The organism is Streptomyces sp. NPDC096048, from assembly GCF_044763415.1.
GTDB lineage: Bacteria > Actinomycetota > Actinomycetes > Streptomycetales > Streptomycetaceae > Streptomyces.
The window spans coordinates 295,267-311,359 of sequence record NZ_JBIWGG010000009.1 but is presented as its reverse complement, the minus strand read 5'-3'; the positions used below and the strand labels follow the sequence as shown (position 1 = coordinate 311,359).

Annotated in this window: 12 protein-coding genes; 3 read left to right on the top strand and 9 right to left on the bottom strand. The window is 70.4% G+C overall.

Translation table 11 applies throughout. The features are described from left to right. The first annotated feature begins 17 nt into the window (after window positions 1-17). Window positions 18-2,204, top strand: a complete 2,187-nt coding sequence (locus tag ACIQ6R_RS26055) for an ATP-binding protein (RefSeq protein ID WP_404223732.1) — start codon at window positions 18-20, stop codon at window positions 2,202-2,204. A gap of 48 nt (window positions 2,205-2,252) precedes the next feature. Here ACIQ6R_RS26055 and rpsD read toward each other — a convergent pair whose 3' ends face one another. The 5 genes from rpsD to ACIQ6R_RS26030 form a co-directional block, all read right to left on the bottom strand. Further along, entirely contained in the window at window positions 2,253-2,867 is a 615-nt protein-coding gene (gene rpsD, locus ACIQ6R_RS26050) for a 30S ribosomal protein S4 (RefSeq protein ID WP_003977321.1), read from the bottom strand. Window positions 2,868-3,163: 296 nt separating this feature from the next. Continuing rightward, a complete protein-coding gene (locus ACIQ6R_RS26045) occupies window positions 3,164-4,519 on the bottom strand; it encodes a replication-associated recombination protein A (RefSeq protein ID WP_404179418.1) in 1,356 nt (451 codons plus the stop codon). Window positions 4,520-4,601: 82 nt separating this feature from the next. Next, a complete protein-coding gene (locus ACIQ6R_RS26040) occupies window positions 4,602-5,264 on the bottom strand; it encodes a vitamin K epoxide reductase family protein (protein ID WP_404179421.1) in 663 nt (220 codons plus the stop codon). 200 nt (window positions 5,265-5,464) lie between these two features. Then, window positions 5,465-6,727: a histidine--tRNA ligase gene (hisS, locus tag ACIQ6R_RS26035; RefSeq protein WP_404223730.1), complete on the bottom strand. Its 1,263-nt coding sequence runs from the start codon at window positions 6,725-6,727 to the stop codon at window positions 5,465-5,467. Between the two features lie 11 nt (window positions 6,728-6,738). Continuing rightward, on the bottom strand, window positions 6,739-7,446 hold the full coding sequence (locus ACIQ6R_RS26030) for an MBL fold metallo-hydrolase (protein WP_404179427.1): 708 nt from the start codon (window positions 7,444-7,446) through the stop codon (window positions 6,739-6,741). A 183-nt stretch (window positions 7,447-7,629) separates the two neighbouring features. Between ACIQ6R_RS26030 and ACIQ6R_RS26025 the strand changes: the two genes are divergently transcribed. Together ACIQ6R_RS26025 and ACIQ6R_RS26020 are read left to right on the top strand one after the other, a co-directional pair. Further along, window positions 7,630-8,454: a peptidylprolyl isomerase gene (locus ACIQ6R_RS26025; protein WP_404223728.1), complete on the top strand. Its 825-nt coding sequence runs from the start codon at window positions 7,630-7,632 to the stop codon at window positions 8,452-8,454. Between the two features lie 135 nt (window positions 8,455-8,589). Then, window positions 8,590-9,819: a DUF349 domain-containing protein gene (locus ACIQ6R_RS26020; RefSeq protein WP_404179433.1), complete on the top strand. Its 1,230-nt coding sequence runs from the start codon at window positions 8,590-8,592 to the stop codon at window positions 9,817-9,819. Window positions 9,820-9,886: 67 nt separating this feature from the next. On the opposite strand, the gene relA is transcribed toward ACIQ6R_RS26020, so the two are convergent. From relA to secD, 4 genes are all read right to left on the bottom strand, one after another. Next, entirely contained in the window at window positions 9,887-12,424 is a 2,538-nt protein-coding gene (gene relA, locus ACIQ6R_RS26015) for a GTP pyrophosphokinase (protein WP_404179436.1), read from the bottom strand. 172 nt (window positions 12,425-12,596) lie between these two features. After that, window positions 12,597-13,145: an adenine phosphoribosyltransferase gene (locus tag ACIQ6R_RS26010; protein ID WP_404179439.1), complete on the bottom strand. Its 549-nt coding sequence runs from the start codon at window positions 13,143-13,145 to the stop codon at window positions 12,597-12,599. Continuing rightward, on the bottom strand, window positions 13,142-14,284 hold the full coding sequence (secF, locus tag ACIQ6R_RS26005; RefSeq protein WP_404223726.1) for a protein translocase subunit SecF: 1,143 nt from the start codon (window positions 14,282-14,284) through the stop codon (window positions 13,142-13,144). Before secF ends, ACIQ6R_RS26010 begins: the two co-directional genes overlap by 4 nt. Before the next feature lies 1 nt (window position 14,285). Next, window positions 14,286-16,085, bottom strand: a complete 1,800-nt coding sequence (gene secD / locus ACIQ6R_RS26000; RefSeq protein WP_404223725.1) for a protein translocase subunit SecD — start codon at window positions 16,083-16,085, stop codon at window positions 14,286-14,288. Window positions 16,086-16,093: the final 8 nt, after the last annotated feature.

Below are 16,093 nucleotides of genomic sequence, written 5' to 3'. Positions count from 1 at the left end.
AGTACGCTCCGTGTTTTATGCGAGACCATCGGCGCGACGGCATCCCGCACGGCAATCTACCGCTGGAACTCGACACGTTCGTGGGGAGAGCGACGGAGCTCGCGGAGCTGGTCGGGGCACTGGGCTCCGGGCGGCTGGTGACCGTGACCGGGGCCGGCGGGGTCGGGAAGTCGCGTCTGGCGGCGCGGGCGGCCGCGCGGTGCGCGCCCCGGGACGGGGTGTGGCGGGTGGAGCTGGCGCCGGTGCGCGACGAGGAGTTCGTCGACTACGCGGTCGTGGAGGCGCTGGGCCTGACCGACCACACGACCCGGCTGCCGCGCGAGACGCTGCTCGCGCACCTCGCCGAGCGGGAGTCGCTCCTGGTTCTCGACGGGGTCGAGCACCTGGTGGACGCCTGTGCCGCACTGACGACCGACCTGCTGGGCCGCGCTCCGGGGCTGCGGGTGCTGGCGGTGGGGCGCAGGCCGCTGGGCGTGGCCGGGGAACGGCGCTTCCCGCTGGCGCCGTTGAGCCCGGAGGAGGCGGTGGAGCTGCTGACGGTCCGGGCGGGGCAGCGGCACCTGACGTACGGGCACGACGCCGGCGACGAGGAGGAATCCGGGGAGGTACGCGAACTGTGCCGGCGCCTGGACGGGATCCCGCTGGCGATCGAACTGGCGGCGGGGCGCCTGGACGCGCTGTCGCCGGGGCAGGTGCTGCAACGGCTGGACGACCGCTTCCGCCTGCTGACCGGCGGGGACCGCACCTCGCTGCCCCGGCACCGCACGCTGCGCACGGCGATCGGCTGGAGCCACGAGCTGTGCACGCCGGCGGAGCGGCTGCTGTGGGCGCGGCTCTCGGTGTTCGCCGGGCCGTTCGACCTGGAGGCCGTCGAGTACGTGTGCAGCGGCGAGGGGCTGCCCGCCGACGACGTCCTCGACGTGCTCTCCGCGCTGCTCGCGCAGTCCGTGCTGACCCGCGAGGAGGCGCCGGCCGGGGCGCGCTACCGGATGCTCGACACGGTGCGGACGTACGGCGCCGACTGGCTGGAGGCGACGGGTGACGCGACGCGGCTGCGGCGGCGGCACCGGGACTGGTACATGGGCCTGGCGACCTGGTGCGAGCTGGAGTGGTTCTCGCCGCGCCAGCGCGAGGTCGCCGCGCGGGTGGACGCGGAACTGCCGAATCTGCGCAGCGCCCTGGAGCACTGCCTGACCGAGCCGGACGAGGCTCACCTGGGTCAGTACCTGGCGGGCGCGCTGTGGTTCCACTGGGTCGGCTGCGGACGGCTGTCGGAGGGGCGGCGCTGGCTGGAGCAGGCGGTGCGGCTGGACGTGGAGGGGACGGCGGGCGAGCAGTCCCGGCTGAAGGCGCTGTGGGTGCTCGGCTACGTGGCGATCCTGCAGGGCGACACGGTGCCCGCGCTGGCGGCGCTCCAGGAGTGCCGGGAGGAGGCCGAGCGGTCGGCGAACCCGACGGCGATGGCCTACGCGGAGCACCGGACCGGATGCCTGGCCCTGGTCACGGACGACATGCCGCGTGCGGAGACGCTGCTGCGCTCCGCGCTGCGGCGGTACCGGGAGATCGGCGAACTCAACAGCAACGTCCTGATGGGCCAGGTGGAGCTGGCGATGACCCGGGCGTTCCAGGGCGATCTGCCGGAAGCGGTGCGCTTGTGCGAGGACGTGCGCCAGGTGTGCGAGGACCACGGCGAGCGCTGGACCCGGGGCTACGCCCTGTACGTGCTGGCCTACGCGGCGTGGAGCGACGGCGAACCGGGGCGGGCCCGCGAGTTGCTGACCGACTGCCTGGCCGGTGCGCACCGTTTCCGGGACCAGCTCGGCTCGGTGCTGGCGGTGGAACTGCTGGCCCTGGTCACCGTGGCGGACGGCGACGCGGCGGAGGCCGCGGTGCTTCAGGGCGCGGCGGGGCGGATGTGGCCGTCGGTGGGACTGCCGCTGTTCGGCTCGGCGCACTACAACGCGCCGCACGAGCTGTGCGAGGCGGCGGCCCGGGAGCAGCTGGGCGACGAGCGGTACGAGGAGTGCGTGCGGCACGGGGCGCGGCTCGGCCGCCGGGAGGCGGTGTCGCGGGCGCTGCGGCGGCCCGGGGCGCCGGCCTCGCTGCCGGCGCCGCGTGGGAGCGGGCGGCGGGCCACGGCGGGCGCGCGGACGGCGAAGCCCGCCGCCTCGCCCGCCCGGAAGGGCGGGGAGACGGCGGGCTGAGGTACCGCTGGTGGTACTGCGGCCTGCTCGTTCAGCGTTTTCGCTGGATCAGCGGGCGTAGTACTCGACGACGAGCTGCTCGTCGCAGATCACCGGGATCTCCTTGCGGTTCGGCTCACGGTCCAGGCGGAACGCCAGGGCCTTGAGGTTCACCTGGAGGTAGCGCGGGGTCTCGCCGTCGGGGGCGAAGCCACCCTCACGGGCGATCGTGAAGAGCGTCTTCTCCTTGGAGCGCTCGCGCACCTGCACGACGTCGTCCGGGCGGACACGGAAGGACGGCTTGTCGACCTTCTGACCGTTGACCTGGATGTGGCCGTGGACGACCATCTGGCGGGCCTGGTAGATCGTGCGGGCGATACCCGAACGCAGGACCAGCGCGTCGAGGCGGCGCTCCAGCTCGATGACCAGGGCCTCGCCGGTCTTCATGTTGGTCTTGGAGGCACGCTCGTAGGCGCGGACGAGCTGGCGCTCGCTGAGGTCGTACTGCGCGCGCAGACGCTGCTTCTCGAGCAGACGGACCTTGTAGTCCGAGTTCTGCTTGCGGCCGCGGCCGTGCTCGCCCGGCGGGTAGGGGCGGGCCTCGAAGTACTTGACGGCCTTCGGGGTCAGCGCGATGCCGAGGGCACGCGACTTCTTGACCTTGGGACGGGGCTGGTTCGCCACTGTCTGTGTCTCTTTTCTGAGTATCCGGCTTGTCAGGGTTGAGGGAGGTCGCAATCCGCAGCCGGGAAAACCCGCCTGGTCCGCGTGGGACCTGCCGGGCAGCCGCTCCCCTGGTCTGGGCACATACGTGCAGCACGCGAGTGGCCCACCGACCGCTCCCGGAACTCCGGGTGGTGGTGGGCTGCCCGCGACACCGATCGACGGTGCGCGACGCTCCTGGAACCCCGAGGGGTTCCGGCCGGTTGTCCCGTTCTGACTGCGCGGGACTCGGCGCTCCGGGCGATTCTACAGGCTGCTCAGGACCGCTTGCGACCGAGGTGCCCGCGGGTCCACTCCACCGCGTCCGCGTATCTGGCCTCGGCGCCGTGCCGGGTCGGCGTGTAGTACGTCCGGTCCTTCAGTTCGTCCGGGGCGTACTGCTGGGCGGCGATGCCCTCCGGAAGGTCGTGCGGGTACACGTACCCCTGACCGTGTCCGAGTTTGCCCGCGCCCTTGTAGTGGCTGTCGCGCAGGTGCGAGGGGACCGGCCCGGCATGGCCCTTGCGTACGTCGTCCAGGGCGGCGCCGATGGCGGTGGTCGCGGCGTTGGACTTGGGGGCGAGGGCCAGGGCGATGGTGGCGTGGCTGAGGGTGAGGCCGGCCTCGGGGAAGCCGATCATGGCGACGGCCTGGGCGGCGGCGACGGCGATCGGCAGGGCGTTCGGGTCGGCGAGGCCGATGTCCTCGCTGGCGGAGATCATCAGTCGCCGCGCGATGAACCGGGGGTCCTCGCCGGCCTCGATCATCCGGGCCAGGTAGTGCAGGGCGGCGTCCACGTCGGAACCGCGGATGGACTTGATCAGGGCGCTGGCGACGTCGTAGTGCTGGTCGCCGTCGCGGTCGTACTTCACCGCGGCCCGGTCGACGGTCTCCTCCAGCGTCGCCAGGGTGACCTCGGCCTCGCCCTTGTCCAGGGCGGCCCCGGCGGCGGCCTCCAGCGCGGTGAGGGCGCGGCGGGCGTCGCCGCCCGCGATGCGCAGCAGGTGTTCCTCGGTGTCCTCGGGGAGGCCGACGGCCTCCTTCAGGCCGCGCTCGTCGGTCAGGGCCCGGCGGAGCAGGCCCCGGACGTCGTCGTCGGTGAGGGGTTCGAGGGTGAGGAGGAGGGAGCGGGAGAGCAGCGGAGAGATGATCGAGAAGTACGGGTTCTCGGTGGTGGCGGCGATCAGGGTGACCCAGCGGTTCTCCACGGCCGGGAGCAGGGAGTCCTGCTGGGCCTTGCTGAAGCGGTGGATCTCGTCGAGGAAGAGGACGGTCTCCTTGCCGTACCCCCCGACCGCGCGGCGGGCGCCGTCGATGACCGCGCGGACCTCCTTGACGCCCGCGGTGATCGCCGACAGCTCCACGAAGCGCTTGTTGGTGGCCTTGGAGACGACGTACGCCAGGGTGGTCTTGCCGGTGCCCGGCGGGCCCCAGAGGATGACCGAGGAGGGCCCCGCGGGGCCGGAGGCGCCCTCACCGACCAGTCGGCGCAGGGGTGACCCGGGCTTGAGCAGGTGCTGCTGACCGACGACCTCGTCGAGGGTGCGCGGGCGCATCCGCACGGCGAGGGGGCTGCCGGTCGGGTCCTTCTCCTGGCGTTCTTCGGCTGCGGCGGTGAACAGGTCGGGCTCCACGCTCTGAACCCTAAATCACCGCACTGACAACCGGAGGGGCGCGGTGGACCGGCGGCCCGGGTGGGCCGGGGGACCCGGACGGTCAGCTGGTCCAGAAGTCCCACCAGCGGGTCAGGATCATCATGCCGATGATGCCGATGTGCAGTACCGGCAGGACCCAGGTGAACTCGCCGAAGAAGCCCTTGAGCCAGTTCGGCGCGGGCAGGAAGCCCTTGCGGACGTTGAAGGACGTCACGTACCAGAACATGATGATCGTCGCGACCCAGGCCAGGCAGCACCACAGGCACAGCGCGTTGATCCGGTACAGGGACTGGAACTGCAGCCAGGTGCAGAATCCGACGCCGAAGAGCGTGCCCGCGTTGAAGGTGAGCCAGTACCAGCGCGGGAAACGCGCGCGCGCCAGCAGGCTCACGCCGACGCAGACGACGATGCCGTAGGTGACCAGGCCGAGCATCGGGTTGGGGAAGCCGAAGACGGCCGCCTGGTCGCTCTCCATGACGCTGCCGCAGGAGACGACGGGGTTGAGGCTGCACCCGGGGGTGAACGTCGTGCCCGCGACCTTGGCCTCGAGGAGCTTGAACTTGTCGAGCGTGATGACCCAGGCGGCGAGCACTCCGGCCGCGCCCGTGATCACCAGCAGCAGGGCGAAGGCGCGGCTGCCGCCCTCGGCGCGCGGTGTTCCGGCGGTGGCTTCCGGCGCGGGCTCTGCCACGGTGGAGACGTCCTTCACTGTCGTCTTGCTCATCACGCCGATTCCGTCACTTGAGTCGGACCTGCTTCGGGCAGGGCCATTGTGCCGCACGGACCTGTGTGGCCACCGTTCGATGAACATAAGAACGCACCGGTGATCGCACTGGAGCGGCGCGTTCCGGCCGATGTCCGTTCCCCGGGGGCACACGTGCGCGAACACGGGCGCCCCCAGGGGTGACGGGGCGCGCGGACCTGCTAGCCGAGCCTCGACTCCAGCTCCGCGACGATCTCGTTCACGCCGATCGCCGCCTGCTCGCCGGACTCCATGTCCTTGAGCTGGACGACGCCTTCGGCCAGGTCGCGCTCGCCCAGGACCAGGGCGTAGCGCGCACCCGAGCGGTTGGCGGCCTTCATCGCGGCCTTCAGGCCCTTGCCGCCGTAGGAGAAGTCGGCGGCGACGCCGTTCTTGCGCAGCTCGGTGACCTTGGCGAAGAGGATCCGGCGGGCCTCCTCGCCGAGCGGTACCGCGAAGACGGAGGTGACGGACGGGATGTCCAGTTCGATGCCCTCCGCCTCCAGGGCGAGGACGGTGCGGTCGACGCCGAGGGCCCAGCCCACGGACGGCAGGGACGGGCCGCCGATCATCTCGGACAGGCCGTCGTAGCGGCCGCCGCCGCCCACCGCGGACTGGGAGCCCAGCCCGTCGTGGACGAACTCGAAGGTCGTGCGCGTGTAGTAGTCGAGGCCGCGCACCAGCTTCGGGTCGTCCTCGAAGACCACGCCGGCCGCCGTGATCAGCTCGCGCACCTCCTCGTGGTACGCCTTGCAGGCGTCGCACAGGTAGTCGCGCAGCAGCGGGGCGTCGGTCAGCTGCTTCTGCACCTCCGGACGCTTGTCGTCCAGGACGCGCAGCGGGTTGATGTCGGCGCGGCGCAGCGTCTCCTCGTCCAGGTCGAGGCCGCGCAGGAAGGCCTGGAGCGCCGCGCGGTAGACCGGACGGCACTCCTGGTCGCCGAGGGAGTTGAGCAGGATGCGGAAGTCCTGGAGGCCCAGCGAGCGGTACGACTGGTCGGCGAGGATGATCAGTTCGGCGTCCAGCGCCGGGTCCTCGGCGCCGATCGCCTCGGCACCGACCTGGGAGAAGTGGCGGTAACGCCCCTTCTGCGGGCGCTCGTAGCGGTACTGCGAGCCCGAGTACCAGACCTTCACCGGCAGGTTGCCCGCCTTGTGCAGGTTGGCCTCCAGGACCGCGCGCAGCACGGGAGCCGTCGTCTCCGGGCGCAGGGCGAGCCGGTCACCGCCCTTGGTCTCGAAGACGTACATCTCCTTGGTCACGATGTCGGTGGACTCGCCGACACCGCGCGCGAAGAGCTCGACGTTCTCGAAACCGGGCGTCTCGATGTAGCCGTAGCCGGAGTTGCGCAGCGGGGCGGCGATCGCCTCGCGGACCGCCAGGTACTTGGCGGAGTCCGGCGGCAGCAGGTCGTACGTGCCCTTGGGGGCCTTGAAGGTGCTCACGGAAGGTCTCGTCACATTCCTCGTCGGGGAGCCCCGGGGACTCCCTGGCCGGATGCCACCTGCCGCAGGTACGGGTTGGTGGCGCGCTCCTGGCCGATGGTCGTCTGGGGGCCGTGTCCGGACAGCACCACGGTCGAGTCGTCGAGCGGCAGGCACACGCGTGCCAGGGACTCGAGCATGTCGTCCATGGAGCCACCGGGGAAGTCGGTGCGTCCGATGGAGCCGGCGAACAGCAGGTCTCCCGAGAACATGATCGGCGGGATGTCCGCCGCCTCGGGCAGGCCGAAGGTCACCGACCCCTTGGTATGGCCCGGCGCGTGCGCGACGGTCAGTTCCATGCCCGCCAGTTCCAGCTTCGCGCCGTCGGTCAGTTCCTTGACGTCGTCCGGCTCCCCGACGGTCAGCTCGCCCATGAGCGGCATGCCGATGGTGCGGCCGATCCCCTTCTCGGGGTCGCTCATCATGAAGCGGTCGTCGGGGTGGATCCAGGCCGGCACGTCGTGCGCGCCGCACACCGGGACGACCGAGGCCACATGGTCGATGTGGCCGTGGGTGAGGACGACGGCGACGGGCTTGAGCCGATGCTTGGCGAGTGCTTCCTCGACTCCCTGGGCGGCCTGATGGCCGGGGTCGATGATCACGCACTCCTCACCGGCGGCGGGGGCGACGAGATAGCAGTTCGTCCCCCAGGCCCCGGCGGGGAACCCGGCAATGAGCACGATCGTCCTTCGTTTGTGTCGGTACGGGTGGGCTTGCGAACGGGCCGCGCCCATGGTCAGAGCCTACCGGCGGTGCCGTTTCCTCAGCGAACCCATATACGGTACGGGGCTACACGCCCACGGTCGGCTCATCGCATCCACGCGTACCGGTCGGCACACGAAGACGCATGAGGAGAGAACCCGGTGGTCACCCAGGAGCAGCGGCGGCGTCAGCTCGCCCGGGAGAAGTTCTTGCGGCAGCAGCAGCGACGCACCTCCGCGCGGCGCAGGGCGCGCATGCGCAACGCCGCGATCGCGTCGGTGCTCGGCGTGATTCTGATCGGCAGTGTCGCGCTGTACACGACCGGCGTGGTCCTGGGGGACGACGACGGCAAGACGAACGCGAGCGCCGAGGTCACCCCGAGCGCCTCGGCGAGCAGCAAGGCGCCGGACCCGTGCGACAAGCCGGCCGAGGGCAAGGTCAAGACGCAGACCTGGAAGAAGGAACCTGCGATGACCATCGACAAGTCTGCCAAGTACACGATGAAGCTGGCGACGACCTGCGGCGACATAGACATCGCGCTGAAGACCTCGGCGGCGCCGCACACCGTCAACTCGTTCAACTTCCTGGCCGGCAAGGGCTTCTTCGACCACACGCCGTGCCACCGGCTGACCACCAACGGGATCTACGTGCTCCAGTGCGGCGACCCGACGGGCCAGGGCAACGGCGGTCCGGGATACAACATCCCGGACGAGAACCTGAAGGACAAGAGCCTGAAGGAGAACATGTACCCGGCGGGCACGGTGGCGATGGCGAACACGAGCCAACCGAACACCGGCGGCAGCCAGTTCTTCCTCGTGTACCAGAACAGCCCGCTGCCTCCCAGCTACACGCCGTTCGGCACCATCTCGGACGAGGGAATGGCGGTGCTGAAGAAGATCGCCGCAGCGGGCGAGAGCACCGGAGCGGGCGACGGGGCACCCAACGCGACGGTCGTGATCGACAAGGCCACCGTCACGAAATCCTGACCCTCATCAGCGAAAGTTCGGTCGCGCGGGATGCGGACAGGTCACCCGCCGGTCGCCTATGTTGGCCGTGACGAAACTGTGGACGATGCCCGGGGGTAGCGAAGCCCTCCGCAGGCATCATGTGGAGGAGGCGCTGTGAGCAGCGACCCGTGGGGCCGCGTCGATGAGACGGGGACCGTGTACGTGCGTACGGCCGACGGCGAGCAGGTCGTCGGTTCCTGGCAGGCAGGCTCCCCCGAGGAGGCGCTGGCCTACTTCGAACGCAAGTACGAAGGCCTGGTTGTCGAGATCGGCCTCCTCGAAAAGCGGGTGAAGACCACCGACCTGTCGGCGAAGGACGCCCAGACCGCCGTCGACCACCTGCGGGAACAGGTCGACGCGCACCACGCGGTGGGCGACCTGGACGCGCTGCGGGCCCGGCTGGACAAGCTCGTCGCGCTGGTGGAGAAGCGCCGCGAGGAGCGCAAGGCGCAGCGGGCGAAGCAGTCCGACGAGGCGCGCGGCGCCAAGGAGGCGCTGGTCGCCGAGGCCGAAGAGCTGGCGCAGTCCGACCAGTGGCGGGCGGCCGGTGAGCGGCTGCGGTCCCTGGTGGACACCTGGAAGGGCCTGCCGCGCCTGGACCGCAAGTCCGACGACGAGCTGTGGCACCGCTTCTCGCACGCGCGCTCGGCGTTCTCCAAGCGCCGCAAGCAGCACTTCGCGCAGCTGGACGCGCAGCGCGAGGAGGCCCGCCGGATCAAGGAACGGCTGGTCGGCGAGGCCGAGGCGCTGTCGAACTCGACGGACTGGGGACCGACGGCCGCGCGCTACCGCGACCTGATGTCCGAGTGGAAGGCCGCGGGCCGCGCCCAGCGCGAGCACGAGGACGACCTGTGGAACCGCTTCCGCGGCGCCCAGGACGTGTTCTTCGCCGCCCGCAGTTCGGTCTTCGCCGAGCGGGACGCCGAGCAGACGGAGAACCTCAAGCTCAAGGAGGAGCTGGCCGAGGAGGCCGAGAAGCTCCTCCCGGTCACCGACCTGAAGGCGGCCCGGGCCGCGTTCCGCGCGGTGAACGAGCGTTGGGAGGCCATCGGGCATGTACCGCGCGACGCCCGGCCGAAGGTCGAGGGACGGATGCACGCGGTCGAGCGGGCGCTCCAGGAGGCCGAGGAGACCGAGTGGCGCCGGACCAACCCGGAGGCACGCGCGCGTGCCGAGGGTCTGACCGGTCAGCTCCAGGCCGCCGTGGACAAGCTGCGCTCGCAGATCGAGCAGGCTCGCGCCCAGGGCAACAACGCGAAGGCCGACAAGCTCGAGCGTGAGCTGGAGGGCCGGCAGGCGCTGCTGGACCAGGCCGTGAAGGGTCTGCACGAGTTCGGCGGCTGACACCCGCACAGGCAGAGGGGCTCCCGTACACGCCGTACGGGAGCCCCTCTGCCTGTGTGGGTGGCCGCTACGACGGCCTGCGCGCCGACGTCACCCGGTACACGTCGTAGACGCCCTCGACGCCCCGTACGGCCTTCAGGACGTGCCCGAGGTGCTTCGGGTCGCCCATCTCGAAGGTGAAGCGGGAGGTGGCGACGCGGTCGCGGGAGGTCTGGACGGCCGCGGAGAGGATGTTGACGTGCTGGTCGGACAGCACGCGCGTGACGTCCGACAGCAGCCGGGAGCGGTCCAGGGCCTCGACCTGGATGGCGACCAGGAAGACGGAGGACTGGCTGGGGGCCCACTCGACCTCCAGGATGCGCTCGGGCTCCCTGGACAACGAGTCCACGTTCACACAGTCGCTGCGGTGAACGGATACGCCGCTGCCGCGGGTGACGAAGCCGATGATCGGGTCGCCGGGGACGGGCGTGCAGCAGCGGGCCAGCTTGATCCACACGTCCTCGACGCCCTTGACCACGACGCCCGGGTCGGCGTTGGTCCGGCGTTTGCGACCGCGGGCCGGCGGGACCGACTCGTCGATCTCCTCGGTGGCGGCCTCCTCGCCGCCGAGCGCCTGCACCAGCTTCTGCACGATGTTCTGCGCGGAGACATGGCCCTCGCCGATCGCCGCGTACAGCGCGGAGATGTCCGAGTAGCGCATCTCGTGGGCGAGCGTGACCAGGGAGTCGCCGGTCAGGATGCGCTGGATCGGCAGGTTCTGCTTGCGCATCGCGCGGACGATGGAGTCCTTGCCCTGCTCGATCGCCTCGTCGCGGCGCTCCTTGGAGAACCAGGCGCGGATCTTGTTGCGGGCGCGCGGCGACTTGACGAAGCCGAGCCAGTCACGGGAGGGACCCGCGCCGGCCGCCTTGGAGGTGAACACCTCCACCAGGTCGCCGTTGTCCAGGGTGGACTCCAGCGGGACGAGCCGGCCGTTGACCCGTGCCCCTATGGTGCGGTGGCCGACCTCGGTGTGCACCGCGTACGCGAAGTCGACGGGAGTGGCACTCGCGGGCAGCGCTATGACGTCGCCCTTGGGGGTGAAGACGAAGACCTCGTTGCGGGAGAGGTCGAAGCGCAGGGACTCCAGGAACTCGCCGGGGTCCTCGGTCTCCTTCTGCCAGTCGAGGAGCTGGCGCAGCCACGCCATGTCGTTGAGGTGGTCGTCCTTGCCCTTGCCGGACGACTTCGGCGCGTCGGTGCGGACCTTGGAGGCGCCGGCGACGGCCTCCTGCTTGTACTTCCAGTGCGCGGCGATGCCGTACTCGGCGCGGCGGTGCATGTCGAAGGTGCGGATCTGCAGCTCGACCGGCTTGCCGTTGGGTCCGATGACCGTCGTGTGCAGCGACTGGTACATGTTGAACTTGGGCATCGCGATGTAGTCCTTGAACCGGCCGGGGACCGGGTTCCATCGCGCGTGGACGGTGCCGAGCGCCGCGTAGCAGTCGCGGACGGTGTCCACGAGGACGCGGATGCCCACCAGGTCGTAGATCTCCGCGAAGTCACGGCCGCGGACGATCATCTTCTGGTAGACGCTGTAGTAGTGCTTGGGACGGCCGGTGACGGTCGCCTTGATGCGGGCCGCGCGCAGGTCCTGCTGGACCTCGTCGGTCACGATGGCGAGGTACTCGTCGCGCTTGGGGGCGCGCTCGGCGACCAGGCGGACGATCTCGTCGTACATCTTGGGGTAGAGGATCGCGAAGGCGAGGTCCTCCAGCTCCCACTTGATGGTGTTCATGCCCAGCCGGTGGGCGAGCGGCGCGTAGATCTCCAGGGTCTCGCGCGCCTTCTTCTCCTGCTTCTCGCGCTTGAGATAGCGCATGGTGCGCATGTTGTGCAGGCGGTCGGCGAGCTTGATGACCAGGACGCGCGGGTCCTTGGCCATGGCGACGACCATCTTGCGCACGGTCTCGGCCTGGGCGGCCTCACCGAACTTGACCTTGTCGAGCTTGGTGACGCCGTCGACGAGGAGGGTGACCACGTCGCCGAAGTCGCGGCGCAGGTCCTCCAGGCCGTACTCGGTGTCCTCGACGGTGTCGTGCAGCAGCCCGGCCATCAGCGTGGCCGGATCCATGCCCAGCTCGGCGAGGATGGTGGTGACGGCGAGCGGATGCGTGATGTACGGGTCGCCGCTCTTGCGCTTCTGGCCGCGGTGCCAGCGTTCGGCGACCTGGTAGGCGCGCTCGATCTGGCGCAGGGTCGCCGTCTCGATCTTGGGGTCGTTGCTGCGCACTATCCGCAGCAGCGGCTCCAGGACCGGGTTGTACGGGTTGGCGCGCTGCACGCCGAGGCGGGCGAGGCGGGCGCGGACGCGGTTGGAGGAGCCGGAGCGGGCGGGCTGGCCGGACGGCGCGCGGACCACGGGCGCGTTCCGTTCGCGCTCGGGCGGGATCGGCTTGGGACGCGGCTGCTGATCGGCCGGCTTGTCGACGGGCGCGGCCGGGGCGTGCTGGATCGGCCCGCGGGTGTCGTTCTTCGCCTGTGGCGAACTGGGCGCGGGCTTCGCCGCGGGCGCCGAGGCGGACTCGGGCTTTGCGGCGGTCAGTGGCTGGGCCTCGTCTGGCAAGAGGACTCCTCGTGCGCGATCCGGGTCCCCCGGTCAGGCTCCGGAAACCCCATGGTAGCGATCCCGCGCCCGGGGATCGCCTTCCGGCCACTGTGAGGGCCGTCAACCCGAGAAACGCCTGAGGCGGGCGCCGGATTCCTCCGGGCCCGCCTCCACTGAGCGACGAGAGCTGTCAGACCGTGAGCAGCGCTCGCAGCGGCGCCCCGGCCAGGGCCGGCTCCAGACGGGCCCGCCCGCCGAGGAAGCCCAGCTCCATGAGGACGGCGAGGCCGGCGACCTGTGCGCCGGCCCGGCGGATGAGCTCCAGCGAGGCCTCGGCCGTACCGCCGGTGGCGAGGACGTCGTCGACGACCAGGACGCGGTCGTCGGCGGTCAGGTCCTCGGCGTGCACCTCGATCTCGGCCGAGCCGTACTCCAGGTCGTACGCCTGGCCGAGCGTGGCTCCGGGGAGCTTGCCCGCCTTGCGCACGGGGATGAAGCCGAGGCCGGCCCTCAGGGCCACCGGGGCCCCGAGGATGAAGCCGCGGGCCTCCAGGCCGACGACCTTGGTGGCGCCGGTGCGCTCGGCGACGTCCGCGAGCGCGTCGGTCAGGGCGGCGAACGCGGCCGGGTCGGCCAGGAGCGGGGTGATGTCCTTGAACACCACGCCCGGCTCCGGGTAGTCCGCCACATCCCGGATGCGGCTGAGCAGCAGCTCCGTGATGTCGGTCGTCTCGGTCATCGGCGCTTCCCCGAGGGTCGGCCGCGGCCCCTGGTACGGGACGCGGGCTGATTGCGGGGGCCGACGACCGCGGCGGCCGCGCCCTCGGGCCCGTCGATGTCGTCGGCGTAGTCGGCGTCGGAGTACCGCTCCTCGTCGACGGCGTACTCCGCCGGCTCGCCCTTGGCGCCGGCCTGGGCACGCTTGGCGAGGACGCGCTTCTTGAGCGCCTTCATCTGCGGCTCGGCCTCCTTGAGGTCGGCGACGAGCGGCGTGGCGATGAAGATCGACGAGTACGCGCCCGCGGCGAGGCCGACGAACAGCGACAGCGAGATGTCGTTGAGCATGCCGGCGCCGAGGACACCGCCACCGATGAACAGCAGGCCGCCCACCGGCAGCAGCGCGACCACCGTGGTGTTGACGGAGCGGACCAGGGTGCTGTTGATCGAACGGTTGGCGATCTCGCCGTAGGTCCAGCGGGTCTGCTTGGTGATGTCTCTCGTCTGTTCCTTGAGACTGTCGAACACCACGACCGTGTCGTAGAGCGAGTAACCGAGGATCGTGAGCAGACCGATGACCGTGCCCGGTGTGACCTCGAACCCGACGAGGGCGTAGATGCCCACCGTGATGGTGATGTCGTGGACCAGCGCGACGAACGCGGCGAGCGCCATGCGCCACTCGAAGGCGATCGCCAGATAGATCACCACCAGGACCATGAAGATCCCGAGGCCCTGCCAGGCCTTGTTCGCGATCTGGTCACCCCAACTGGGGCCGACCAGGTCCGCGTTGATCTTCTCGGCCTCTACGTTCAGGTCCTTGGCGAGGTCCTCCTTGATCCGGTCCGACTGCTCGGTGTCGGTGCCGCCGATCTGAATGCGCAGGCTGCCGTCACCGAGCTTCTGGACGATCGCGTCGTGGCCGGAAGCCTCCTCCGCGTACTCCTCGGCCTGGGCCACCGAGGCGCTCATGTTCTTCGGGGTGGTGAAGACCGCGCCCCCCTGGAACTCGATGCCCATGTGCAGACCGCGCACCGCCAGGCCGACGATGGCCGTGATGGTGATGAGGATGGAGATGCCGTACCAGAGCTTGCGGTTCTTGACGAAGTCGTAGCCGATCTCGCCATGGTGCAGTCGGGCGCCGAGGTTGCCGAGCTTTCCCATCTCACGCCTCCTTCGGGTCGACATGGCCGGCGGCCGGACGGGCGGGACGGCGCGTGCGGCGCAGAGGCGGTTTGGCACCCAGGCTCTTCGGGTCGAGGCCGGACCACTTGTGGCCGCTCGCGAAGAACCTCCGGCGGGCCATCAGCGTCAGCAGCGGCTTGGTGAAGAGGAAGACGACCACCACGTCCAGCAGTGTGGTCAGCCCCAGGGTGAACGCGAAGCCCTGGACCTTGCCGACGGTGACGACGAAGAGGACCGCGGCGGCGAGGAAGGACACGAAGTCGGAGACCAGAATGGTGCGTCGGGCGCGCGGCCAGGCCCGTTCGACCGCCGGGCGCAGCGAGCGGCCCTCGCGGATCTCGTCCCGGACGCGTTCGAAGTACACGATGAACGAGTCCGCCGTGATACCGATGGCGACGATGGCACCGCAGACGGCCGGCAGGTTCAGCGCGAAACCGATGGTCGGACCCAGCAGCGACATGATCACGTAGGTGAGGGCGGCGGAGATCAGCAGCGAGGCGATGGCGATGAACGACAGCCCGCGGTAGTAGAACAGCAGGTAGAGGACGACCAGGACGAGGCCGATCGCACCGGCGATCAGACCGGCCTGAAGCTGTTCACCGCCGAGCGCGGCGGTGACGGTGGTGACGCTGTCCTCCTTGAAGGTCAGCGGCAGAGCGCCGTAGGACAGCATGTTGGCGAGGCCCTGCGCCTCCTCCTGGGTGAAACTTCCGGAGATCTCCGCGCTGCCGCCGGTGAGCGCCTGGCTGACGTACGGGTCGGAGACGACGTCGTTGTCCAGGACGATGGCGAACTGGTTCTGCGGGGACTGGTTCTGCGCGAGCTTGCCGGTGATGTCGGCGAACTTCTTGGCACCGCCGTCCGTGAACTTCATGGTCACGGTCCAGCCGGCGGCGGTCTGCGTGTTGAAGACGGCCTCGGCCTTGTCGACGTCGGTGCCGTCGACCGCCGCGGGGCCGAGGATGTACTTCTGCCACTGGCCCTGCGAGTTCTGACCGCAGGCCACCATCGAGTCGCCGGGCTTGGAGCCGTCACCGGCCTTGGCGCGGGCGCCCGCGTCGGTGCAGTCGAGCTTCGCGTACTCGGCCTGGAGCTTGGCGGTCGCGTCGTCACCGGAGGCGCTGGCGCTCGGGGACGGGGAGGCGCCGTCGGAGGTCTTGGCTGACGGACTGGGGTCGGCCTTCAGGGCGTCGCTCGCGGCGCGGCCCTGGGTGGTGGCGCTCGCCGAGGCGGAGTCGGACGGCGAGCCGCTCGGCTTGTCCCCGTCGGTGGCCTTGTCCTTGTCGGCCGCGCCGTCCGTGGCCTTGTCCGTCGCCTTGTCCGACGCGCCGCCGGTCTTGCTCGGCGAGGGGCTGCCGGTCGCGTTCGCGCCGGAGAGTTCGGTGGCGAGGACCGGACGGAAGTAGAGCTTGGCGGTGGTGCCGACCTGCTCCCGGGCTTCCTTGGAGTTCGTCCCCTTGGGGATGTTGACGATGATGTTCCGGTCGCCCTGGGTCTGGACCTCGGCCTCCTGGACGCCGAGTCCGTTGACGCGGCGCTCCATGATCTCGACGGCCGTATCCATGTTCGACTTGTTGATCGCCGATTCCTGGCCTGCCTCCGGTACGGCCCGGAGCGTGATGCTCGTGCCGCCGGCCAGGTCGATACCGAGACGCGGAGTCGTGTGTCCGGAGGCGAACATGCCTCCGGTGAGCGCCACGATGGCGATCAGAATCAGGGCCAGCGAGCGCCCGGGCTTACTCTGAGCGCTCGCATTCTTTCCCTTTTTAGGTGCTACCACCTTTGCGT

Excerpts from the sequence above, each read along its gene's own strand:
- ACIQ6R_RS26040 (WP_404179421.1), bottom strand. The coding sequence starts at position 5,264 with ATGAGCAAGACGACAGTGAAGGACGTCTCCACCGTGGCAGAGCCCGCG.
- ACIQ6R_RS26055 (WP_404223732.1), top strand. The coding sequence starts at position 18 with ATGCGAGACCATCGGCGCGACGGCATCCCGCACGGCAATCTACCGCTG.
- ACIQ6R_RS26010 (WP_404179439.1), bottom strand. The coding sequence starts at position 13,145 with ATGACCGAGACGACCGACATCACGGAGCTGCTGCTCAGCCGCATCCGG.
- secF (WP_404223726.1), bottom strand. The coding sequence starts at position 14,284 with ATGGGAAAGCTCGGCAACCTCGGCGCCCGACTGCACCATGGCGAGATC.